This window comes from Stenotrophomonas sp. GD03877 (assembly GCF_029840555.1).
GTDB classification, from domain to species: Bacteria; Pseudomonadota; Gammaproteobacteria; order Xanthomonadales; family Xanthomonadaceae; genus Stenotrophomonas; species Stenotrophomonas geniculata.
This window is the reverse complement of sequence record NZ_JAOCCT010000027.1, coordinates 38,771-60,769: the sequence shown is the minus strand read 5'-3', so window position 1 is coordinate 60,769 and position 21,999 is coordinate 38,771. Positions and strand designations below refer to the sequence as shown.

Sequence of the window (21,999 nt, the reverse complement as noted above, 5' to 3'; positions counted from 1 at the left end):
ACCGCCACCTGTCCTGGACGCCGGTACGCCGACGCTGCATGCGGCTGACTATCAGCCGCCGCGTTGGCTGCGCAATCCGCACCTGCAGTCGATGCTCAGTTCCAGCCGCATGCGCCTGCAGCGCGGCCTGCTGCTGCTGGCGGCCACCGGTGCAGTCAGCGAAGAGCTGATCCTCGATGGCGGTGATGGCGTGCGCCTGCAGGGCTGGCACAGTCATGTCGAAGGCCGCGAGCCGAAGGGTGTCGCGCTGCTGCTGCATGGCTGGGAAGGCAGTGCCGAATCCAGTTACATGCGCATGGCCGCCGCGCGCATGATCGAGCAGGGTTTCGACGTGGTGCGGCTGAACTTCCGCGACCACGGCAACACCCATCATCTCAATCCCGGCATCTTCCACTCCAATCTCATCGATGAAGTGGTGCACGCCGCAGGCGACATCGCCCAGCGCTGGCCGCAGCTGCCGCTGGTGGCCGCCGGCTATTCGCTGGGTGGCAACTTCGTGCTGCGCCTGGCCCTGCGTGCACCGGCCGCCGGCGTGCCGCTGCTGCGCGTGGCCTCGGTGTGCCCGGTGCTGGATCCGGCGCTGACCATGGAGAACATCGAGAACGGCCCGGCGATGTACGACTGGTACTTCCGCCGCAAGTGGGCCGGTTCGCTGCGCCGCAAGCGCGATCTGTTCCCGGAGTTGAGCGACTGCGACGACCGCGTGCTGAAGCTGGACATCCGTGCACTGACCGCCTGGCTGGTCGAACGGCACACCACCTTCGGCTCGCTGCAGGCCTACTTCGATGGCTATTCGATTGCCGGTGACCGCCTGTCCACCCTGCAGGTGCCGGCCGACATCCTGATGGCGCAGGACGACCCGGTGATCCCGTACGCGACCTTCAGTGATTGGCAGCTGCCGCGCCAGGCGCACCTGGAAACCGCCTGCTGGGGAGGCCACTGCGGCTTCCTGGAAAACTGGCGGGGTGACGGCTTCTCCGAGCGCTGGGTGGCGCAGCGCCTGCAGCGGGTGCTGGCGGGCTGAACCGGCACCGGTGCGTGGACCGCTACAATGCGGGTTTGCACTTGAACCGGACCGCCATGCAAGACCAGATCATCCAAGCGTTGCGCCAGAACCAGGCTGACCAGGCCGTGCAGCTGGCCCAGGCATGGACCCGTGATGAACCCGGCCAGGCCGGCGCCCACCGCTGGCTGGCGCTTGCGCTGCAGCAGCAGGGCAAGGCCGAAGATGCCATGGAAGCCCTGCAGCAGGCGTTGCAGCTGGCACCGGACGACGCCCAGCTGCACCTGCAGCATGCTGGCCTGCTGCTGGCCCTGCGCCAGTATGAAGGCGCCGACGAAGCGCTGGCGCGCACCACCGGGCTCGACCCGAACTCCTTCTCCGCCTACCTGATGCAGGCGCACCTGGCGATCGGCCGCAACGACTTCGATGAAGCCCAGCGCCTGTCCACGCTGGCCTCGCGCGTTGAGCCGGATCACCCGGAACTGCTGACCATCGACGGCATGATCGCGCTGCGCCGTGACGATCCGGATCGTGCGCTGACGCTGCTGTCGGCGGCCAACCAGGCGCAGCCCAACGACACCCGCGTGCTGTACGCGCTGGGCTTCGCCTACCTGGGCAAGGACATGCTGGCCTTCGCCGAGCAGGCGTTCCGCCGCGTGCTGGAACTGAACCCGGCCATCAGCTCGCTGCATGGCCTGGTGGTGCAGCTGGCGCTGCGCCAGGGCAACCTGGAGGCGGCTACCGAAGCGATGCAGATCGCCCTGCAGCAGGAAGGCATGGATACACCGTCGATGCGCCGCCTGGCCGGTGAACTGTCGCTGCGTGGTGGCCAGCCGCTGCAGGCGCTGGACCACCTGCTGCCGTTGCTGGAATCGATCCCCGACGACCGCCAGGTGCTGCAGCTGCTGCTGATGTCCTGGCAGCGCCTGGGCCGCGAAGACGAGGCCCGCGCGCGCCTGGACGCCGCCCTGGAGCAGCACCCGCAGCTGCACGACCTGTGGCTGGCGCGCCTGGCCGTGGAAGAAGTGGGCAGCCCGACCGCCGCTGCGACCGTGGAACGCTGGATGGATGCGATGCCAGGTCATCTGCCGGCCCTGGAAGCGCGCCTGCGCCTGCATGACATGGTGGGCGAACACGAACAGGCTGAAGCCATCGCCGAGCGTATCGTCAGCCTCGAACCGGGCCGCGTCAGCGGCGAAACCCGCCTGGTCGAAGGCCTGTTGCAGCGTGATCCGGTCGCCGCGATCGCCCGCGTGCAGGCGCTGATCGACAGGGCGCCGGACGGTCATCGCGCCGACCTGCGTACCTGGCTGGGTGAAATCCAGGATCGCGCTGGCCAGCCGGAACAGGCGCTGCAGACGTGGATGGCGCTGCAGGCCGACCAGGCGCCGCAGCGCCTGCCGCTGCCGCCGCAGGCCAAGGCACCGCCGAGCTGGCCGGACAAGGGCGAGATCGACGCTGACGCCAGCTCCGCGCCGATCTTCCTGTGGGGCGCGCCGGGTTCGGGCGTGGAGCGGGTTGCGACCGGCCTGGCCGCCGCCAGCCCGGTGCTGCGCAGCGACCGCTACACCAGCAATCCGCCGGATGATGCCTTCCAGAACTACCACACGCTGCAGGACCTCGCCTCCGGCGTGCTGACCCCGGAGCGTCTGGTGCAGCGCTGGCGCGAGCAGCTGCCCGTGCGCGGCGTGCAGGGCGATGCCGTCATCGACTGGCTGCTGTGGTGGGACAACGCACTGCTGTGGGCGCTGCGCCCGCAGCTGCCGCAGGGGCGCTTGGTGCTGGTGCTGCGTGATCCGCGCGACATGCTGCTGGACTGGGTGGCCTACGGCGCCGCCGCACCGCTGGCGATGACCTCGCTGGCTGAAGCCAGCGAATGGCTGGCGCGCGCGCTGGCGCAGGTTGCCACCCTGCACGAGGAAGATCTGTACCCGCACGTGCTGCTGCGCATCGACCAGATCGGCAACGATCCGCATGCGATGGCCGAGCTGCTGGGACGCCTGTTCGAGCGGCAGATGCCGCCGGCCGCACAGCTGGGCGCACCGCGCTTCCCGCCGGGCCACTGGCGCAACTATCGCGACGTGATGAGCGCCGCCTTTGCCAAGCTCACCCCGATTGCGGTGCGCCTGGGTTACCCGGAAGAGTAAGGAGAAGCCGATGCAACTGAGCAGCCACAGCCTGACCAACGGCGCGCCGATCGACCGCGAGTTCGCCGCCGGCGATGCCGCCGGCTTCGCGCCGGACCGCAACCCTCACCTGGCCTGGAACGGCGCGCCGGAAGGCACGCGTTCGTTCCTGCTGGTGTGCGTGGACCCGGATGTGCCGACCGTTGCGGAAACGGTCGGCCGCAGCGACATGACCGTGCCGCGCGACCAGCCGCGCTGCGACTTCGTGCACTGGGTGATGGCCGATATCCCGGCCTCGGTGCAGGAGATCGCCGCCGGCAGCTGCAGCGATGGCTTCGTGGTGAAGGGCAAGACCGCACCGGCGGGCCCGGCCGGCAGCCGCCAGGGCCTGAACGACTTCACCGGCTGGTTTGCCGGCAATCCGGACATGGCCGGTGACTATCTGGGCTACGACGGCCCGTATCCGCCGTTCAACGACGAACGCGTGCACCGCTACTTCTTCCGCGTGTTTGCGCTGGACGTGGCCTCGTTGGAGCTTCCGGCACGCTTCACCGCCGCAGACGCGTATCGCGCCATGCACGGCCACGTGCTGGCCGAAGCGGCGTTGCACGGCACCTACACATTGAATCCTGCGCTGGGTTGAGCGCGTCTGCAGGGCCGGGCCAAACCCGACTTTGCTTTCTGTAGCCATGCTCGCCTGCTTTTCGCCCAGTCGAGCATGGCTGGCCTCTATAAAGCCCCGATCGAGCCGGCTCGACCTTGCCGGCTGCACTTCTCATCTGTTTTTCAGTGGTACCGGCGCGAACACCAGCGTGTCGCCACGTGCGGTATGCAGGGTCAACGGCCCCGCGCGACCCATGATCAGTGTGGAGGTCCCCAGAATCCTGCGCTTGGCTTCGGTTTCCTGTTCGCCTTTGGCACCGAAGCATCCCTTCAGGTTCTGTTCCATGCTGCCCAACGTGAGCTGGCTGTCTTTCAACGTGTATGGGCCGCCCATGCCGTTGCACAGGTTCAGCACGTTGGCACTGGTGCCGCGGAACAACAGACCGACGGGCGGATCACTGGCGATGAACAGTGCATCCAGGCGCTTGCCGTTGCTGTCGACTGCGTGGGTGAGATGCCACTCGTATGCCTGTAGGCGTTGCAGATCGCTGGCATCACTGGCTGCCGCGAGGCCGGCAGGCGTTGTGGCCAGCAGGAGCGCGAAAATGCGGGAAAGAATCATGCCTGTCTCCTTGGCGGTTGGGTATGTAGAGTCGAGCCATGCTGGACTGCCTTCTGCCCAGCCGAGCATGGCTCGACTTCAAGGTGTCCCATGGAAGAAGGGCGACCTCGCGGCCGCCCTTCTGTTTTCTTACTTCTTCTCGATGGCCGACTCGACCACCATGTCCAGCACGTACGCCTGCGACGGCGCATCAGCCGGCGGGTTCTTCACTTCGTAGCGCTTCACGCGCACCACGTTGCGCACGCCGTCTTCGTGGGTGTAGCCCTCGATGTTGCCGTAGAAGTTCTCGAACTTGCCCGGCTCACCCTGCTTCAGGCCCTTGTCGTCGAACTTCACTTCGCGCACCTGCAGGCACTGGTAGTCCGGGATCAGCGGGTGCGAGCACTTCTCGGTCTTGGCGGCCACTTCCAGGAACACGGTTTCGCCAGCGCCGCCGTAGCGGGTTTCAGCGGTCGGCTCCGGGTTGAACACCAGCACGTCGCCCTTGGCGGTGGTCAGGGTCAGCTTGCCATCGGCATCCTGCTCGGCCTTCAGCTCGCCCTGCAGGCGGCTCGACACGGCCTCGTCCAGTGCCATCAGCGCCTTGTCGGTGCAGGCCATCAGGGTCGAGGCCATCGCACTGACCGTCAGCTTGCCATCGGCCAGGGTGTAGCCGCCGCCCATGTGGTTGCAGGCGTTGCTGACCGACAGGCGGCCATCAGCGAAGTCCAGGGTGACCGGCTTGTCTTCGCGGGCAAACAGCGCGTCGATGCGCTTGCCGTCGGCGCCGGTGGCCTGCTGCAGCAGCCAGTGCTGGCTCTGCAGGCGCTGCGCATCCAGGTGCGCCAGCGTCTGCTGGTCTGCTGCCTTGGCCGCGGCTGGGGCCACGTCGTCGCCGCCGTTGCCGGCCGGGGCCGGGGTCTGGCTGCAGGCGGCCATCAGGGCCAGCGGGAGGAGCAGGGTGAGCTTGCGGTTCATGGTGAGTCTCCTTGGGGAACCGTGGGGGAAACGGGGTGGGGCCGGCAACGGGGTTGCCGTGCCCCGGCGCTGTTCAGCTGCCGGACGGCAACCAGAGCAGCAATGCCGCGCCCAGCGCGATGCGGTAGATGGCGAAGGCGGTGAACCTGTGCGACTTGATGTAGCCCATCAGCCACTTCACTACGACGAAGCCGGTGATGGCCGCGGCAACGAAGGCCACGCCCACGTCGGTCCAGTTCTCGCTGCCCAGCTGCCCGGCCTTGGCCATTTCCAGGAAGGTGTAGGCGCTGGCGGCGAACATGGTGGGAATGCCGACCAGGAACACGAACTCGGCGGCGGCGGCGCGACGGCTCAGGCCCAGCAGCATGGCCAGGAAGATCGCCGAGGCCGAGCGCGAGGTGCCGGGGAACACGCCGGCCACGACCTGCGCCAGGCCCACGCCGATCGCCACCGTCCAGGTCACCTGGTCGCGGTCGGGCAGGCGCGCGGTGTAGGCCTCCACCAGCAGCATCCAGACGCCACCGATGATCAGTGCCCAGGCCACCGGGCTGACCGTCTCCGGCAGCGACCAGCCGGCCTTGCGCACCACCAGGCCGACCACTGCGGTGACCAGGAAGGCGGCGCCCAGCTTGAACACGTACTCGCGGTTCTCGCGCTGGTTGAAGCCCGTGGCCAACTGCAGCAGGCGCTGGCGGAACACCAGCACCACGGCCACGATCGCGCCGGCCTGGATGACGATGTTGAAGAAGTCCGAGCGGGCACCCAGCCAGTGCTGGGCGATGAGCAGGTGGCCGGTGCTGGAGATCGGCAGGAATTCGGTCAAGCCTTCGAGGATGCCCAGCAGCAGGGCGGAGAGCAGGTCGGACATGGACGGTGCGTGCACGCGCGGCGGAAGGAAGAAGGTCGAGAGGATAGACGATCCCTGCTGCACCAAACGGGTGCGTCTGGTGATGGGTGCACCCGTTTGGTGCGCACCGTCCTGCACCGCCACGGGGCGCCCTTTTTTAAATCAATGACTTGCGGCTAGCGAAAAGTTGGCACGGTCGTTGCTCTACCTCAGCAGGCATTCATCCCCATCCGAGGTCGTACCGATGTCCGTGGAAAACGTTGAGAAGCTGATCAAGGACAACCAGATCGAGTTCGTCGACCTGCGCTTTGTCGACATGCGTGGTGTCGAGCAGCACGTGACCTTCCCGGTCAGCATCGTCGAGCCGTCGCTGTTTGAAGAAGGCAAGATGTTCGATGGCAGCTCGATCGCCGGCTGGAAGGGCATCAACGAGTCGGATATGGTGCTGCTGCCGGATACCGCCAGCGCCTACGTCGACCCGTTCTACGCCGATCCGACCATCGTGATCAGCTGCGACATCCTCGACCCGGCCACCATGCAGCCGTATGGCCGTTGCCCGCGCGGCATCGCCAAGCGCGCCGAGGCCTACCTGAAGTCCTCCGGCATCGCCGAAACCGCGTTCTTCGGCCCGGAGCCGGAATTCTTCATCTTCGATTCGGTCCGTTTCGCCAATGAAATGGGCAACACCTTCTTCAAGGTCGATTCCGAAGAAGCCGCCTGGAACAGCGGCGCCAAGTACGACGGTGCCAACAGCGGCTACCGTCCGGGCGTGAAGGGCGGTTACTTCCCCGTGCCGCCGACCGACACCCTGCACGACCTGCGCGCCGAGATGTGCAAGACCCTGGAACAGGTCGGCATCGAAGTGGAAGTGCAGCACCACGAAGTGGCCACCGCCGGCCAGTGCGAGATCGGCACCAAGTTCAGCACCCTGGTGCAGAAGGCCGACGAACTGCTGCGCATGAAGTACGTGATCAAGAACGTCGCGCACCGCAATGGCAAGACCGTCACCTTCATGCCCAAGCCGATCGTCGGCGACAACGGCAGCGGCATGCACGTGCACCAGTCGCTGTCCAAGGGCGGCACCAACCTGTTCTCCGGTGACGGCTACGGCGGCCTGAGCCAGCTGGCGCTGTGGTACATCGGCGGCATCTTCAAGCACGCCAAGGCCATCAATGCCTTCGCCAACTCGGGCACCAACAGCTACAAGCGCCTGGTGCCGGGCTTCGAAGCGCCGGTGATGCTGGCCTATTCGGCCCGCAACCGTTCGGCCTCGTGCCGCATTCCGTGGGTCTCCAACCCGAAGGCACGCCGCATCGAAATGCGCTTCCCGGACCCGATCCAGTCGGGCTACCTCACCTTCACCGCGCTGATGATGGCCGGCCTGGACGGCATCAAGAACCAGATCGACCCGGGCGCACCGAGCGACAAGGACCTGTACGACCTGCCGCCGGAAGAAGAGAAGCTGATCCCGCAGGTCTGCTCCTCGCTGGACCAGGCCCTGGAAGCGCTGGACAAGGACCGCGAGTTCCTGAAGGCCGGTGGCGTGATGAGCGATGATTTCATCGACGGCTACATCGCGCTGAAGATGCAGGAAGTGACCAAGTTCCGCGCGGCCACCCACCCGCTGGAATACCAGCTGTACTACGCCAGCTGACCGGGGGGCGATGGCGGTGGGCTTCCCCCTCCCACCCGCCGCCATCGCTTCCGTTTTCGCGGCTGGGGAGCCGCGGTCAGATCGAGGTCGGATCCCATTCGTCTACGAATGGGATCGGACCCCAGATCCAGGGGCAAGAGAAAGACCGGATACGCGACCAGGGCCGCCCTCCCTCCCGCGTCGGTCGTGCAAGGAGAGAGGCACGGCCGTCCCGGCCCTGTACGTGTCCGGTGCAACAGCCACGGCCATCACCCTGATGGCCGCTGGTTGCCTGATGCCAACGCGCGCTGGCGCGCTGGCCCCATCCACCCTCGGGACATGCGCATGAAACTGATCTCCGCCATCATCCGGCCGTTCAAGCTCGACGAGGTCCGCGAGGCCTTGTCCGACGCGGGCGTGTCGGGCATCACCGTGACCGAAGTGAAAGGCTTCGGTCGCCAGAAGGGCCACACCGAGCTGTATCGCGGCGCCGAGTACGTCGTCGATTTCCTGCCCAAGATCAAGATCGAAACCGTGGTCACCGACGAGCGTGCCGACGCGGTGATCGAAGCGATCCAGTCGTCTGCAGGCACCGGCAAGATCGGTGACGGCAAGATCTTCGTCACCGCCGTCGAACAGGTCATCCGCATCCGCACCGGCGAAATCGGTGCCGACGCGCTGTAACCCCCTTCCGGAGACTCCCCCATGAAGATGCGCCTTCTCACCGGGTGGCAAGCCCGGTTCCACCTGGTGTGCCTGTTGATGTTGCTCAGCGCGCTGGCTGCCGGTGCCTGGCCGGGCAGTGCCCATGCCCAGGTGCAGGTGTCGCCGCTGCCGAGCGAAAGCGTGGCCGTTGAACCGCTGCAGGATCCGGTTGCCACAGCCGCTGCGCCGGCCGTGGCCGAAGCGGCGGCCGCCTATGATCGCGGCGATGTGGCCTGGATGCTCACCTCCACCCTGCTGGTGCTGTTGATGGTGGTGCCGGGCCTGGCCCTGTTCTACGGCGGCCTGGTGCGTTCGAAGAACGTGCTGTCGGTGCTCAGCCAGATCCTGGTGGTGTTCTCGCTGGTGCTGCTGCTGTGGGTGGCCTATGGCTACAGCGCGGTGTTCAGCGCGGGCAATCCGTTCTTCGGCTCGTTCACTGAATTCGCCTTCCTCAAGGGCTTCACTCCCGAGTCGGTGGGCAACACGCCGATCAAGGGCCTGCCGGATTACTTGTTCGTGGCCTTCCAGTCGACCTTCGCGGGCATCACCACCGCGCTGATCGTTGGTGCCTTCGCCGAACGCATCAAGTTCCGAGCGGTGCTGCTGTTCTCGGCGCTGTGGTTCACCCTCAGCTACATCCCGATGGCGCACATCGTCTGGGGCGGCGGCTATCTGGGTGAAATGGGCGCGATCGATTTCGCCGGTGGCACCGTGGTCCACATCAATGCGGGCGTGGCTGGTCTGGTGGCCGCGTGGTTCGTCGGTAAGCGCCTGGGCTATGGCCAGACCGCGCTGAAGCCGCACAACGTGCCGTTCACCTATATCGGCGCGATGCTGCTGTGGGTGGGTTGGTTCGGCTTCAACGCTGGCTCCGCCGCCGCGGCCGATACCGTGGCTTCGCTGGCTTTCCTCAACACCGTGCTGGCCACTGCCGCAGCGGTGCTCGGCTGGACCCTGGTGGAAGCCATCGGCAAGGGCAAGCCGTCGGCGCTGGGCGCGGCCTCGGGTGCGGTGGCCGGCCTGGTCGGCATCACCCCGGCCTGCGGCACCGTCGGCCCGCTCGGCGCGATCGTCATCGGCTTCGTCGCCGGCGTGGTCTGCGTGTGGGGTGTGACCGGCCTGAAGCGCCTGCTGAAGGTGGACGACACCGCCGACGTGTTCGGTGTGCATGGTGTCGGCGGCATCGTCGGCGCGATCCTTACCGGCGTGTTCAGTGCACAGTCGCTGGGCGGCACCAAGGCCGATCTGGATATCGCGCACCAGGTCTGGGTGCAGGTGGTCAGCGTCGGCCTGACCGTGGTGTGGTCGGCGGTGGTGACCACGCTGATCCTGCTGGTGGTGCGCAGCGTGGTCGGCCTGCGCGTGACCGAAGAGGCCGAACGCACCGGCCTGGATGTGACCTCGCACGGCGAATCGGCCTACGAGGCCTGATGCATGACGGGCGGCCCTGCGGGGCCGCCTTTGCGTTTGGTGGCTGCCAGGCAAGCCTGGCACTGCTCCTGCTCTGGTGGGTGCCAGGCTTGCTTGGCACAGGGTCTGGGACTGCTCTGGTGGGTGCCGACCGTTGGTCGGCACAGCTGGTAGCCCATCCACGCATGGCGTGGATCTACCGCATCCTCTCTGGTGGGTGCCAAGCTTGCTCGGCACGGCGGCATGCATCATCGCGGCTGATCGCGCACAATCAGGCCATGCACCCGATCCGCACGTCCCTGATGCTCTCGGCCTGCCTCCTGCTGGCCGCCTGTGCCTCCGCGCCGCAGGAAACCCGCAACCCGCTCGCCACCTGGGTGCCATCACCCAACCAGAACGCGCGCACGCCGGTCATCATCGTCATCCACCACACCGAGCAGAAATCGGTGCAGCAGAGCCTGCACACGCTGCGCACGGCCAACAGTGGTGGACCGGTCAGCGCGCACTACCTGATCGGCGCCGATGGCCATCGCTACCAGCTGGTGGCCGATGTGCGCCGCGCCTGGCATGCGGGGGCCGGACGCTGGGGCACCATCACCGATCTCAATTCGGCCTCGATCGGCATCGAACTCGACAACGATGGCCGCAGCCCGTTCAGTGCGGCGCAGATCGAATCGCTGATCGTGCTGCTTCGCGATCTCACTACCCGGTTGAACATCCCGCCGCGCCAGGTGATCGCCCACGCCGACCTGGCACCGACGCGCAAGCAGGATCCGAGCCGCTTCTTCCCGTGGCAGCAGCTGGCCGAGGCCGGCTTCGGGGTGTGGCCGCGCGCCGCCGATGGTGCTGCGCCGGAAGGCTTCGACGCGTGGAATGCGCTGGCCCGCTTCGGCTATCCGCTGGACAACCGCGAGGCCACCGTCGCCGCCTTCCATCGCCGTTTCCGTGGCCGCGACGACCTGCCGAAGACGCTGGATGCCGAGGACGCCCGCATCCTGCATTCACTGCTGCTGCAGACGCCGTGACCCCGCGCATGAACGCTTGACCCCACGCTGGGTTGCCGCCCAGCGGCCGGCCCGCCACCATGGCGGCATGATCGATTCCGCCACCTTCTTCAAGCGCAGGCACTGCATCCTGCTGGCAGCGGCCTTGCTCGCCGGCTGCTCCACCACCGCCCCCCGCACCGGATCCGAAGTGCCGACGGCAGTCACACCGCCGGCGGCCACCTACGCCAAGGTCGCATGGAGCGCACTGCCGCCGGTCTCCGACAGCGATCTGCAGGCCGGCTTCGTTGCTTGGCGCAGCAGCTGCACCCGCCTGAAGAACGATGCGGTCTGGGCCAGACCCTGCGCCACCGCCGCGACTGTGGCGGACAGGGACCCGGCCGCGATCCGCCAGTTCCTGCAGCGCGACCTCGATGTCTACGCGCTGCGCGCCGGCGGCCACCAGGCCGATGGCCTGATCACCGGCTACTACGAACCCATCTACCCGGGCAGCCTCACCCGTACCGCCACGGCGACCGTGCCGGTGTACGGCACGCCGGATGATCTGGTGGTGGTGCAGCTGGAGAGCCTCTACCCGGAACTGAAGGGCAAGCGTTTGCGCGGGCGCGTCGAAGGCAAGGTGCTCAAGCCCTATGACGACGCCGGCACCATCGCGGCCAAGGGCGCCAAGGCGCCGGTGCTGGCCTGGCTGACCGACCCGATGGACCTGCAGCTGCTGCAGATCCAGGGATCCGGCCGGGTGCGCCTGTCCGATGGCAGGCAAGTGCGGCTGGCCTATGCCGAGCAGAACGGCCATCCCTATCGCGCGATCGGCCGCTGGCTGGTGGAGCAGGGCGAGCTGAAGAAGGAAGACGTCACCATGGGCACGATCCGCGCATGGGCGAAGGCACATCCGGCGCGGGTACCCGAGTTGCTGCGCAGCAATCCCAGCTACGTGTTTTTCGTGCGCAACCCGGACAGCCCGGAAGGTCCACGCGGTTCACTGAATGTGCCGCTCACCGCCGGCTACAGCGTGGCGGTGGACCGCAGCGTGGTGCCGCTGGGCAGCCTGCTGTGGCTGTCCACCACGCGCCCGGACGGCAGCCCGGTGGTGCGCCCGGTGGCCGCGCAGGACACCGGCGGTGCCATCGCCGGTGAAGTGCGCGCCGACCTGTACTGGGGCAGCGGCGATGCCGCCGGCAAGCTGGCCGGCGACATGAAGCAGAAGGGCAACATCTGGATGTTGTGGCCGAAGGGCGTGGCGTTGCCGGCGCCGGCCCAATGAAGCGCTCACCTGCGCGCTGCGAGGTCGGGCGATAATGGCGCCATTCCGAACTTTCCGGCCGCGTCTGCGGCCAGGACCTCTGCAATGACCTACGCAAAGCACAACGCAAAATCCGGCGCGAAATCCGCCGCAAAGAAGTACTACAAGCACTGGGCCGAATCGGGCCTGGGCAAGGGCAACGTGCTGATGGAAGCGCGTGGCGAGAAGATCGTGCGCCAGGTGGAAATCTACGGCACCAAGATGGTCTGGGCCGACGAGCATGCCCACAGCGACGACCGCTTCCTGCTGGCCGACCAGCCGGTGTCGTTCCTGGATTTCGACGAGGACGACGAAATCTCCGCGCGCGAATTCGAAAGCGCCTGGAAGAAGGCCAGGGAAGCCACCGGCTACCCGGTGTAACGCCGGCTGCCCGGGCTCGGATCCCTTTCCGCAGGGAAAGGGTTCTGACCCCGGGGCCAAGGCTCAGGCAGCCGCGTTGTAGGGTTCAATCCGGGCAAGCACGTCGGCCAGCTTTTCCTTGGTCATCGCGGCATCGAAGTCGGCCTGCAGGCCGATCCAGAACTTGTCGGAAACGCCGAAGTAGCGGGACAGGCGCAGCCCGGTGTCCGCAGTGACTGCGCGATCGCCGGAGACGATCTCGCCGATACGGCGTTGTGAGACGCCAATTGCCTTGGCCAGCCGGTATTGGGTGATGCCCAGAGGCTCCAGGAATTCATGCAACAGGATCTCGCCGGGAGCGGGATAGGGGGCGGTTCGCACTCGCGCGACTCCTTCAGTGGTAATCGACAATTTCGACCTCGGCAGGACCTTCCCGAGACCAGACAAAGCACAGCCGGAACTGGTCATTGATGCGGATGCTGTACTGGCCGCGCCGGTCCCCATGCAGCGATTCCAGTCTGTTCGCTGGCGGCAAACGCAGATCCCGCAGATCAGCTGCCACATTGAGCATGGCCAGCTTTCGCAGCGCGGCAGCTTCAATGTGGTGCCATCTCTGCACGCGATGACCTTCAAACAGTGCCTGCGTACGTTTGCAGGCAAATGATTGGATCGGCATATTGATAACGTGTGGCGATAGTATCGTAAGGCGTTAGTATTCCCTCGGCAAGCGTGGCGCGTAATTCCCGGGCGCGACGGCGACGCATTCGATGCGATCTGATGCTGGACCCGCGTTTTGCACTACATTGGTGCAATGTCCGACCCCGCACCCCCGCCGTCCCTCGATGCCCTCGGCACGCCGCTGGCCTGGGCCGGGGCCGATGGCTGCATTGCCGGCTGCAATCCGGCCTTTGCCCGCTGGCTGGGTGTCAGTGTCCGGCGACTGCTGGGCCGGCCGCTGGCCGCACTGGAAGTGCAGGGCGAGGCACTGGCCCATTTCCTGGCCCGCGATGAGCGCGATAGCCTGCGCCTGAACCGGCTGGCGCTGGCGGTGCCCGGCGAGGCCCCGCGCTTTGCCGAGGGCTGGATGAGCCGCCGCGACGATGGCGGCTGGCTGCTGGAGGCGCATCCGGTCGATGAATTCCCCGGGCTGGACCCGACCCAGGCCCTGCCCAGCGCGCTCAGTGCAGCGCTGAAGGGGCTGGCCCACGAGCTGCGCAACCCGCTGGCCGGGCTGAAGGGCGCGGCCCAGCTGCTGGCCCGCCGTGCGGCCCAGCGCGACGCCAGCGAACGCGAGCTGATCGAACTGATCGGCTCGGAGATCGAACGCCTCAATGGCCTGCTCGACCAGCTGCTGTCGCCGGCCCCGGCGGCGCCGCACGCCGAACTGAACATCCATGCCGCGCTGGAGCGCGTGCTGCGCCTGGCCGAGAACGAGGCCGGCTGGGCGGTACGCCTGCAGCGCGACTACGACCCCAGCATTCCCGAATTCCATGGCGACGCCGACCGCCTCACCCAGGCGGTGTGGAACCTGGTGCGCAACGCGATCCAGGCCGGTGCCGGCAGCATCACCCTGCGCACCCGCGTGGAGCATGGCGTGCGCATCGCCGAGCAGCTGCATACGCTGGCGCTGCGCCTGGAGATCGCCGACGACGGCCGTGGGGTGCCCGAGGAACTGGCCGAACACCTGTTCCTGCCTTTGGTGAGTGGCCGCGCCGAAGGCACCGGGCTGGGCCTGGCGCTGGCCCAGCAGGTCGCGCGCGAGCATCGCGGCACGCTGACCTACCGCTCGCGCCCGGGCCATACCGTGTTCACCCTGCTGCTGCCGATCGTCAGTGGCGCCGCCCCGGCCGAGGAGGCCCCGCGCGATGTCTGAGTCTTCTTCGTCCCCGCAGCGCATCTGGGTGGTCGACGACGATCGTGCCGTGCGCTTCGTGCTGTGCACCGCGCTGCGCGAGGCGGGCTACCAGGTCGTCGATTTCGACAGCGCCGCCCCCGCCCTGCAGGCGTTGAGCGATGGCCCGCCGCCGGCGTTGCTGTTCACCGATGTGCGCATGCCTGGCGACGATGGCCTGGTGCTGCTGGACAAGCTCAAGGCCGCGCTGCCGCAGCTGCCGGTGGTGGTGATGTCGGCCTATACCGATGTGGCCAGCACGGCCGGTGCGTTCCGTGGTGGCGCGCATGAATTCCTGTCCAAACCGTTCGACCTGGACGACGCGGTGGCGCTGGCGCAGCGTGTGCTGCCGGCAATTGCGCCGGCACTGGCGGCGCCCACACCTGCGGCGGAAGCGCATAGCGACCAACCGCCGCAACTGGTGGGCGATACCCCGCCGATGCGCGCGCTGTTCCGGGCCATCGGCCGCCTGGCGCAGGCGCCGCTGGCGGTGCTGATCACCGGCGAGACCGGCACCGGCAAGGAGCTGGTGGCCAATGCGCTGCATCGCGAATCGCCGCGCGCGCAGGGGCCGTTCGTCGCGCTCAATACCGCTGCAATCCCGTCAGAGCTGCTGGAAAGCGAGTTGTTCGGCCACGAGGCTGGTGCCTTCACCGGCGCGCAGCGCCGCCATATCGGCCGCTTCGAGCAGGCCAACGGCGGCACCCTGTTCCTTGATGAAATCGGCGACATGCCGTTGCCGTTGCAGACGCGCCTGCTGCGCGTGCTGGCGCAGGGCGAGTTCTTCCGCGTGGGTGGCCGTGAACTGATCCGCGTCGACGTGCGCGTGGTTGCCGCCACCCATCAGGATCTGGAAGGGCTGGTTGCACAGGGGAAGTTCCGTGCCGACCTGCTGCACCGCCTGGATGTGGTGCGCCTGCAGCTGCCGCCGCTGCGCGAGCGCCGCGAGGACATCGCGCAACTGGCCAGCACCTTCCTGGCCGCCGCCGCACGCAAGCTGGATACGCCGCCGAAGCGCCTGACCGCTGCCGCACTGCAGGCGCTGCGCGAACACGACTGGCCGGGCAACGTGCGCGAACTGGAAAACGTGTGCTGGCGGATGGCGGCGTTGGCCGCCGCCGACACCATCGGCGTGGCCGACGTCGATACCGCGCTCAACCGCACGCGCGGCCGTCGCAGCAGCACCAGCGGTGCCGATCCAGGCCAGTGGGAAGCGCTGCTGGCCGAATGGGCACGCCGTCAGCTGGCCGAAGGCGTGGAAGGGCTGCACGCGCAGGTGCGCGAGCGGGTCGACCATGCCCTGCTGGAGGCCGCGCTGCAGATCACCCATGGCCGTCGTGCCGAAGCCGCTGCCCGCCTGGGCCTGGGCCGCAATACCCTTACCCGCAAACTGGGCGCTGGCCGCCGCCGCGGGGGCCATTGAACGGTCCCTGCACGCGATCCTCGCGCCCGCTTGCCGAACCGTTGATCGTTCATGGACGATGCCGTCCGTAGTGTCACCTGCAAGGAGTCTTCGATGCGTCTGTCCTTCGCCATCCTGCCGTTGTCCGCCGCCGTGCTGCTGTCTGCCTGTGGCAGTGCGCCGAAGAAGGCCGAGCCCACCCCGCCGCCACCGACCGTGGTCAGCGCCGCGAAACAGGCCGAGGCCAATCTCTCGCCGGCCTCGGCCAGTATCGTCAGTGGCCGCATCGCGCTGATGGTGGAGCCCGGTGGTCTCCACATCACCGGCCTGATCGGTGGCCTGCAGCCGATGCAGCAGGCCGGCTTCCACATCCATGAGCGTGGCGACTGCAGCGCGGTGGACGCCAGCAGTGCCGGCAATCACTTCAATCCCGGTGGCGCTGCGCATGGCCGCGCCGGCACCGGCAAGCACCACCTGGGCGACATGGACAATCTGCGTGCCGACGCCCAGGGCCGCGCCAACGTCGATATCCACCTCAAGGGCGTTACCCTTGGCGGAGGCGCCGCCACCGATATCGCCGGACGTGCACTGGTCGTGCATGCCAACGCCGACGACTATCGCAGCCAGCCCGCCGGCAATGCCGGCGTCCGCATCGCCTGTGGCGTGATCCGGGTTGTCCGCTGATCACTGCAGGCATCATCCAGGGAGAGATTCCATGCGTTTGATCCACACGTCGCTGTTCGCAGCCATTGCTGCACTGGGCCTGGCGGCCTGCAACCAGCAGCCGGCCGCGCCGCAGGCTGAAACCCCGCCGGCCGCACCGGCCGACGGCGCCACCACCGAACCGGCCGCAACGCCGGCGCCGGCCGCTGCAGCGGCCACCGATGCCACCGCCACCGCCGAACTGGCACCGACCCAGGGCAACGAGACCAAGGGCAGCGTCACCTTCAAGGTGGTTGACGGCAAGGTCCACGTGACCGGCCAGATCAGCGGCCTGAAGCCGGGCAGCGAGCACGGCTTCCACATCCACGAGAAGGGCGACTGCAGCGCCCCGGACGGCATGAGCGCCGGTGGCCACTTCAACCCGGGCAAGCAGGATCACGGCAGCGTGTCCGCTGATCCGCACCACGGTGGCGACATGCCCAACATCAAGGCCGACGACAAGGGCGTGGCCACCATCGACGGCCCGGTGTCGAGCAACGTCAACATCGGCAAGGGTGATGACTTCGACATCATCGGCCGTGGCCTGATCGTCCACGCCGACGCGGACGACTACAAGACCCAGCCGACCGGCAACGCCGGCGCGCGCCTGGCATGTGCGGTGATCCAGAAGGCCCCGTAAGGGCGATCCTGCTGGGAACGGAAAACGCCGGCGCAAGCCGGCGTTTTTCTTTGCATCGCTTCCTGTAGAGCCGAGCCCACGCTCGGCTGTGCTTCCGGCGGCCTGAGCCGAGCATGGGCTCGGCTCTACAACACGCGGCGCCCGTTTCCTGTCAGCGCGCCAGCAGCTCGCGCGCGTCCTGCCCTGCCTCGCAGTGCACGAACAGCACCGGCACGCCGTGCGCTTCCAGCACGGCGGCCATCTGCCGCTGGCGCATCAGGAACTGCTCGTAGATGCCCTTCAGGCGGTCGCAGTCGTTCTTGCCATGATCGTAGTGCGCGCACCAGCCGGCCGGGTCGAACAGCGCCATGCGTGCCTCGCCATGGGTATAGCGCAGCAGCGGCTCGGGCGCGGCATTGAGCCACTCGTCCTCGCCCGGCGCCATGATCGCCGTCTCGATCAGCGGCCACAGCGCGGCCAAGCCCTGGTTGTCGTACTGCATCGACATCATCGCGGCCAGGTCGTTCACGGTGAAATAGCGCGCGTGCTCGATGCGCGCACCAAAGGTGTTCTGCGCCATCAACGCGGTGTCGGCATGCGCCATGCCGTTGGCCAGCAGCGTCTCTTCCAGCGCCTCGGCCACCGCATTGGTGGTGGCCACGTCACTGCCGGTCAGCAGGAACGGCACCACACGCAGGCCACCGCCCACCAGGCTGGCATCGGCCTGGAACGGCAGTGGCACGTCACCCTGGGCGTCAGTACCGAACGCCAGCAGGCGCGGCCCCTGGTTGCGGCCCGGCGCACGCATCTGCAGTTCTTCCAGGCGGCGATGGATCGGCCAGCCCGGGCGCAGTACTTCGGCCGGGTCGAAATGGGCGGCGGCGAACACCAGGTCCAGCTCGGCCACCTGCGGCACCAGCTTGGACAGGTCGCGGCCGACGCGATCGGCCAGTTCACCGGCCTGTTCAGCGCTGAGCACCGCCTGGCGGGGGATTTCGCCGCCGGCCAGTTCCAGGGCCAGCACGCCAAGGGCATTCATCGCGGGGTCGGGTTTGCTCATGGTTCCACGGTTGGCCCATCACAGGGCGGCAGCTACACTTGGCTCCATTATGCCTGCTCCGTCGTGCAGGCCATGTTGCAGACACCCTCATCCATGCCAGGTATCTCCATGCCCAACGCTCGTCCCGTCGCCATCCTCGGTGGCGTCCGCATTCCGTTCTGCCGCCAGAACACCGCGTATTCGGATGTCGGCAACCTCGGCATGTCGGTCCGTACGCTGGGCGCGCTGGTCGAACGTTTCGGCCTGCACGGCCAGCAGCTGGGTGAAGTGGCGATGGGTGCGGTGATCAAGCACTCCAGCGACTGGAACCTGGGCCGCGAAGCCACGCTGTCCTCCGGCCTGTCGCCGCTGACCCCGGGCATCACCCTGCAGCGCGCCTGCGGCACCTCGCTGGACAGCATCATCACCGTCGCCAACAAGATCGCGCTGGGCCAGATTGAATCGGGCATCGGCGGTGGTTCGGACACCACCTCCGACGTGCCGATCGTCTACGGCAAGAAGCTGCGCGCGCGCCTGCTGGCCGCCAACCGTGCCAAGAGCACCGGCGACAAGATCCGCGCGTTGACCGCCGGCTTCAAGTTCTCCGAACTGAAGCCCGAGTTCCCGGGCGTGGCCGAGCCGCGCACCGGCAAGAGCATGGGCGACCACTGCGAGGACATGGCCAAGGAATGGAACATCTCGCGCGACTCGCAGGACGAGTGGGCGGTGTCGTCGCACAAGAAGCTGGCTGCCGCTTATGAGCGTGGCTTCTTCAACGACCTGATCGCACCGTTCCGCGGCGTCGAGCGCGACAACATCCTGCGCCCGGATACCTCGCTGGAAAAGCTGGCCACGCTGAAGCCGGCCTTCGACAAGGTCTCCGGCCGCGGCACGCTCACCGCCGCCAACTCCACCCCGCTGACCGACGGCGCCGCCGCCGTGCTGCTGGCCAGCGAAGAGTGGGCACGTGCGCACGGCCATGAGCCGCAGGCCTATCTGCGCGATGCGCATGTCTCTGCGGTGGACTTCGTGCATGGCGAGGGCCTGCTGATGGCACCGACCGTGGCTGTGCCGGAAATGCTCAAGCGCAATGGCCTGACCCTGCAGGACTTCGACATTTACGAGATCCACGAAGCCTTCGCCGCGCAGGTGCTGTGCACCCTGCGTGCGTGGGAGAGCGAGGATTACTGTCGCAACCGCCTGGGCCTGGACGCACCGATGGGGCGCATCGACCCGGACAAGATCAACCTGCTGGGTTCGTCGCTGGCCACCGGCCACCCGTTCGCTGCCACCGGCGCCCGCGTGATTGCTACGGCCGCCAAGCAGCTGGCCGAACGCGGCGGCGGCCGCGCGCTGGTGTCGATCTGCACCGCCGGCGGCATGGGCGTGGTGGCGATCGTCGAACGCTGATCGCATCCATCGGTGGGTGCCGACCGTTGGTCGGCACACCTCAGCCATGCTTACGTCAACCGCGGATTACCGAATTCGTCGCGCTCTTCGTTGGCGTCATACACCGGCGGCTGCACTGCGATCGGCTGCTCCTCCACCGTGGCACGTGCAGGTGCCTCAATGCCGCGCACCAGCTCCACGCTGTCCTCGCCGCGCTGCAGTCGCAGCGCGTTGGCCAGGCACTGCGCGGCCAGCGCGTGCTCGCCACGCTGCGCGAACAGCTCACCCAGTGCCTCCCACGCCTGGGCACCGGCGCCGGCGGCGATGGCCTCATGCAGGAACGCATCGGCGGCATCCCACTGCTGCTGGGCCAGGGCCACGCGGCCCTGTGCCAGGCGCAGCGCGGCCGACTCGTCATGCACGTTGCGCCAGCGCGCCAGGTTGCTCTGGCGGGTGGCCAGGCGCTCGGCCGGCAGGCGGCCATACAGCGCCACCAGTTCGTCGTCCCAGCGATGGTCCAGGGCCTGTTCCAGCGCCAGCAGCGCCGGCTCGTCCCAGTTCAGGGCTACCGCGCGGCTGGCATAGGCGCCAACCACGTCCGGGGTGGGGCGCAGCGCCTTCGGCGTGGCTTCCCATTGCGCGGCCAGCGCGTTGACGTCGGCCGCTTCCAGCAGCGCCTGTGCCGCCAGGCGTGCTTCCAGCTCGCTGTTCGCGTCGGTCGGCAGCACCTTGCTCTGGCGCAGTGCACCCAGCTGGCCATACGCCTCGTGGGCGCGACCGGCCTGTGCCAGCGCTTCGGTTCGCAGCCATAGACCACGCGGCGGCAGCGGCTGGATCGCCGCCACATCCAACGTGTTGATCGCATCCACCGGCAGGTCGCGCGCCAGCAGCTGTTCGGCGCGCAGCAGCGCCTGCAGGGTGGCATCGCTTTCGCCCAGGCGCTGCAGCAGCGCTTCACCGGCGGGGCCGTCGGCACGCGCCTGCGCACTGCGCACGGCGTTGGCCAGCGCCACCGCGCTCACTTCCGGATCCTTGGCGGCGCCGTCCAGCAGCTTCTCGGCACGCTGCCACTGGCCGTGCTCATAGGCCTGCAGGCCGTCGATCAGGCGCACCCGGCCCTGCTTGCGGCGGTAGCGGCCCCAGGCGCGGAACGGTGCAGCGATCAGGCTCCACAGCAGCCACAGCACCAGCACCGCAATCACCGACAGCAGCGCCACCTTCGGCAGGTTGCTGTGGTAGTCGTAGCCGCCGTAGCGCAGGGTCACTTCGCCGAAGCGGTTGAGGTCATCGGCGCCGAGCCATTGCGCGGCAACCACGCCGATGGCCACGGCCAGCAACAGCACGACCAGGGATTGCAAGGGTTTCATGGGGGATTACCTCCGGTCGGTCTGGGTACGCAGCTGCTGCAGGGTGCTGCCAAGAACAGCGTTGCTGGCCTGCAGCGGAAGCTCGCGCAAGGCCTTCAGTTCAGCACGTTGCGCGCGCAGGGCCGGTGAATCCGGCCAGCGCCGTTGCGCCCAATGCTCCACGCGTGCCAGCGCAGTATCGCGGCCGGTGCGGTCGCCACGTTCGATCGCGGCGCGCGCCAGGGTCAGTTCCAGTTGCAGTGCATCGTCTGCATTGCGGCGCTCGGCGGCCGTCAGCGGACCGTTCTGGCGGCTGGGGCTGATGTCCACGAACGGGGCCAGCGTGGCCTGCCACCAGGGCTTGCCGGCGCCGGGCGCGCTGCCGCCTGTTACCTGCGAGGGCAGGCCCTGCAGGGCTTTGGCCAGGCTATCCAGGCGCTGCAGCGATTGCGCGCGCGGGCCGGCACCAAGGGAATCCAGTGCATCGCGCTCCTGCACCAGGGCCTGGCGCAGATTCAGTCCGTCGCTGTCGGGCAGATCGGCCAAGGCGGTGGCGGCCTGTGCATACAGGCGGCGTGCGCCGTCCACGTCGTCGGCGTAGTTCAGTCGCTGTGCCGCCTGGGTCAACAGCAGCTCGGCCTCATCGCGCTGTACCGCCTGGCGGCCCTGGTTGGCGCTGTCGGCCAGCTTGGCCAGGTTCTCTTCCAGCAATGCACTGCGCTGCGAAAGGCCCAGCATCTCGTCGCGCAGCACGCGGTTGGTGGTCGCCGCATCCTGCAGGCGCTGGCTGGTCGCGCGCTGGTCGCGGCGCAATGCATCCAGCGTCGCCTGCAGGCCCTGCAGCTGCACGGCCGTGGTCTGTGCCTGCGCTTCCTGTTCGTGCTGTTGCTGTTGCCAGACGTACCAGCCGGCATAGCCGCCCACGCCAAGCACGACCACCCCGGCCAGCGGCAACAGCCAGCGCACGGGTCGACGGGGCGGGGAAACGGGCGGAGTCTCGTTCATGGGGCTTCCTTGTCGGCAACGTCGCCGGTCAGGTTCCGGCAGGCCGCGTTGTGC

The 21,999-nt window shown here is 67.8% G+C and carries 22 protein-coding genes; 14 read left to right on the top strand and 8 right to left on the bottom strand.

The annotated features are described in order from the left end of the window. The first annotated feature begins 34 nt into the window (after positions 1 to 34). From N5D20_RS18125 to N5D20_RS18115, 3 genes are read left to right on the top strand one after another with little or no spacing between them, the layout of a single operon-like run. The gene (locus N5D20_RS18125; RefSeq protein WP_029380138.1) at positions 35 to 1,024 is read left to right on the top strand and encodes an alpha/beta fold hydrolase; all 990 of its coding nucleotides are present in this window, start codon (positions 35 to 37) and stop codon (positions 1,022 to 1,024) included. 56 nt (positions 1,025 to 1,080) lie between these two features. Then, a complete protein-coding gene (locus N5D20_RS18120; protein ID WP_197578547.1) occupies positions 1,081 to 3,150 on the top strand; it encodes a tetratricopeptide repeat protein in 2,070 nt (689 codons plus the stop codon). Between the two features lie 10 nt (positions 3,151 to 3,160). Beyond that, entirely contained in the window at positions 3,161 to 3,772 is a 612-nt protein-coding gene (locus N5D20_RS18115) for a YbhB/YbcL family Raf kinase inhibitor-like protein (RefSeq protein WP_019337126.1), read from the top strand. 132 nt (positions 3,773 to 3,904) lie between these two features. Here the strand turns inward: N5D20_RS18115 and N5D20_RS18110 are convergent, their stop codons facing one another. The 3 genes from N5D20_RS18110 to N5D20_RS18100 all read right to left on the bottom strand — a co-directional run bounded on the left by N5D20_RS18110 (position 3,905) and on the right by N5D20_RS18100 (position 6,179). Beyond that, complete coding sequence (locus tag N5D20_RS18110) at positions 3,905 to 4,423, bottom strand: META domain-containing protein (RefSeq protein WP_100051438.1); 519 nt, start codon at positions 4,421 to 4,423, stop codon at positions 3,905 to 3,907. A gap of 60 nt (positions 4,424 to 4,483) precedes the next feature. After that, on the bottom strand, positions 4,484 to 5,311 hold the full coding sequence (locus N5D20_RS18105; protein ID WP_197578548.1) for an META and DUF4377 domain-containing protein: 828 nt from the start codon (positions 5,309 to 5,311) through the stop codon (positions 4,484 to 4,486). 73 nt (positions 5,312 to 5,384) lie between these two features. Then, positions 5,385 to 6,179, bottom strand: a complete 795-nt coding sequence (locus N5D20_RS18100; protein WP_049444436.1) for an undecaprenyl-diphosphate phosphatase — start codon at positions 6,177 to 6,179, stop codon at positions 5,385 to 5,387. Positions 6,180 to 6,402: 223 nt separating this feature from the next. Between N5D20_RS18100 and glnA the strand changes: the two genes are divergently transcribed. The 6 genes from glnA to N5D20_RS18070 all read left to right on the top strand — a co-directional run bounded on the left by glnA (position 6,403) and on the right by N5D20_RS18070 (position 12,573). Next, positions 6,403 to 7,812 (top strand): type I glutamate--ammonia ligase, encoded by a 1,410-nt coding sequence (glnA, locus tag N5D20_RS18095; protein WP_005407550.1) that lies wholly within the window; start codon positions 6,403 to 6,405, stop codon positions 7,810 to 7,812. 324 nt (positions 7,813 to 8,136) lie between these two features. Then, positions 8,137 to 8,475 (top strand): P-II family nitrogen regulator, encoded by a 339-nt coding sequence (locus tag N5D20_RS18090; protein WP_004134334.1) that lies wholly within the window; start codon positions 8,137 to 8,139, stop codon positions 8,473 to 8,475. A gap of 21 nt (positions 8,476 to 8,496) precedes the next feature. Beyond that, positions 8,497 to 9,927, top strand: coding sequence for an ammonium transporter (gene amt, locus N5D20_RS18085; protein WP_049435399.1), 1,431 nt, complete (start codon positions 8,497 to 8,499; stop codon positions 9,925 to 9,927). Between the two features lie 257 nt (positions 9,928 to 10,184). After that, positions 10,185 to 10,931: an N-acetylmuramoyl-L-alanine amidase gene (locus N5D20_RS18080; RefSeq protein WP_054170676.1), complete on the top strand. Its 747-nt coding sequence runs from the start codon at positions 10,185 to 10,187 to the stop codon at positions 10,929 to 10,931. Positions 10,932 to 10,998: 67 nt separating this feature from the next. Then, positions 10,999 to 12,174 (top strand): MltA domain-containing protein, encoded by a 1,176-nt coding sequence (locus tag N5D20_RS18075; RefSeq protein ID WP_197578549.1) that lies wholly within the window; start codon positions 10,999 to 11,001, stop codon positions 12,172 to 12,174. An 84-nt stretch (positions 12,175 to 12,258) separates the two neighbouring features. Then, a complete protein-coding gene (locus N5D20_RS18070; protein ID WP_049435403.1) occupies positions 12,259 to 12,573 on the top strand; it encodes a hypothetical protein in 315 nt (104 codons plus the stop codon). Positions 12,574 to 12,636: 63 nt separating this feature from the next. On the opposite strand, the gene N5D20_RS18065 is transcribed toward N5D20_RS18070, so the two are convergent. Continuing rightward, positions 12,637 to 12,933: a HigA family addiction module antitoxin gene (locus N5D20_RS18065; RefSeq protein WP_088023180.1), complete on the bottom strand. Its 297-nt coding sequence runs from the start codon at positions 12,931 to 12,933 to the stop codon at positions 12,637 to 12,639. Positions 12,934 to 12,946: 13 nt separating this feature from the next. Then, positions 12,947 to 13,228 (bottom strand): type II toxin-antitoxin system RelE/ParE family toxin, encoded by a 282-nt coding sequence (locus N5D20_RS18060; RefSeq protein WP_088023182.1) that lies wholly within the window; start codon positions 13,226 to 13,228, stop codon positions 12,947 to 12,949. Between the two features lie 135 nt (positions 13,229 to 13,363). Here N5D20_RS18060 and N5D20_RS18055 point away from each other — a divergent pair, with 135 nt between their 5' ends. The 4 genes from N5D20_RS18055 (at position 13,364) to N5D20_RS18040 (ending at position 17,187) form a co-directional block, all read left to right on the top strand. Next, positions 13,364 to 14,425, top strand: a complete 1,062-nt coding sequence (locus N5D20_RS18055) for an ATP-binding protein (RefSeq protein ID WP_049435405.1) — start codon at positions 13,364 to 13,366, stop codon at positions 14,423 to 14,425. After that, positions 14,418 to 15,866, top strand: coding sequence for a nitrogen regulation protein NR(I) (gene ntrC / locus N5D20_RS18050; protein ID WP_197578550.1), 1,449 nt, complete (start codon positions 14,418 to 14,420; stop codon positions 15,864 to 15,866). Before N5D20_RS18055 ends, ntrC begins: the two co-directional genes overlap by 8 nt. A gap of 93 nt (positions 15,867 to 15,959) precedes the next feature. Then, complete coding sequence (locus N5D20_RS18045; protein WP_010487189.1) at positions 15,960 to 16,529, top strand: superoxide dismutase family protein; 570 nt, start codon at positions 15,960 to 15,962, stop codon at positions 16,527 to 16,529. Between the two features lie 31 nt (positions 16,530 to 16,560). Continuing rightward, positions 16,561 to 17,187 carry a superoxide dismutase family protein gene (locus N5D20_RS18040; protein ID WP_019336498.1) on the top strand — a complete coding sequence of 209 codons (627 nt, stop codon included), beginning with the start codon at positions 16,561 to 16,563 and terminating at the stop codon, positions 17,185 to 17,187. 151 nt (positions 17,188 to 17,338) lie between these two features. Here the strand turns inward: N5D20_RS18040 and N5D20_RS18035 are convergent, their stop codons facing one another. Further along, positions 17,339 to 18,226: a hypothetical protein gene (locus N5D20_RS18035; protein WP_049435410.1), complete on the bottom strand. Its 888-nt coding sequence runs from the start codon at positions 18,224 to 18,226 to the stop codon at positions 17,339 to 17,341. 93 nt (positions 18,227 to 18,319) lie between these two features. On the opposite strand from N5D20_RS18035, the gene N5D20_RS18030 reads away from it, so the two are divergent. Then, complete coding sequence (locus tag N5D20_RS18030; RefSeq protein ID WP_029550824.1) at positions 18,320 to 19,615, top strand: acetyl-CoA C-acetyltransferase; 1,296 nt, start codon at positions 18,320 to 18,322, stop codon at positions 19,613 to 19,615. A gap of 50 nt (positions 19,616 to 19,665) precedes the next feature. On the opposite strand, the gene N5D20_RS18025 is transcribed toward N5D20_RS18030, so the two are convergent. Together N5D20_RS18025 and N5D20_RS18020 are read right to left on the bottom strand one after the other, a co-directional pair. After that, on the bottom strand, positions 19,666 to 20,961 hold the full coding sequence (locus N5D20_RS18025) for a heme biosynthesis HemY N-terminal domain-containing protein (RefSeq protein ID WP_197578551.1): 1,296 nt from the start codon (positions 20,959 to 20,961) through the stop codon (positions 19,666 to 19,668). A gap of 6 nt (positions 20,962 to 20,967) precedes the next feature. Next, positions 20,968 to 21,945, bottom strand: a complete 978-nt coding sequence (locus N5D20_RS18020) for a uroporphyrinogen-III C-methyltransferase (RefSeq protein ID WP_054170683.1) — start codon at positions 21,943 to 21,945, stop codon at positions 20,968 to 20,970. Positions 21,946 to 21,999 lie beyond the last annotated feature (54 nt).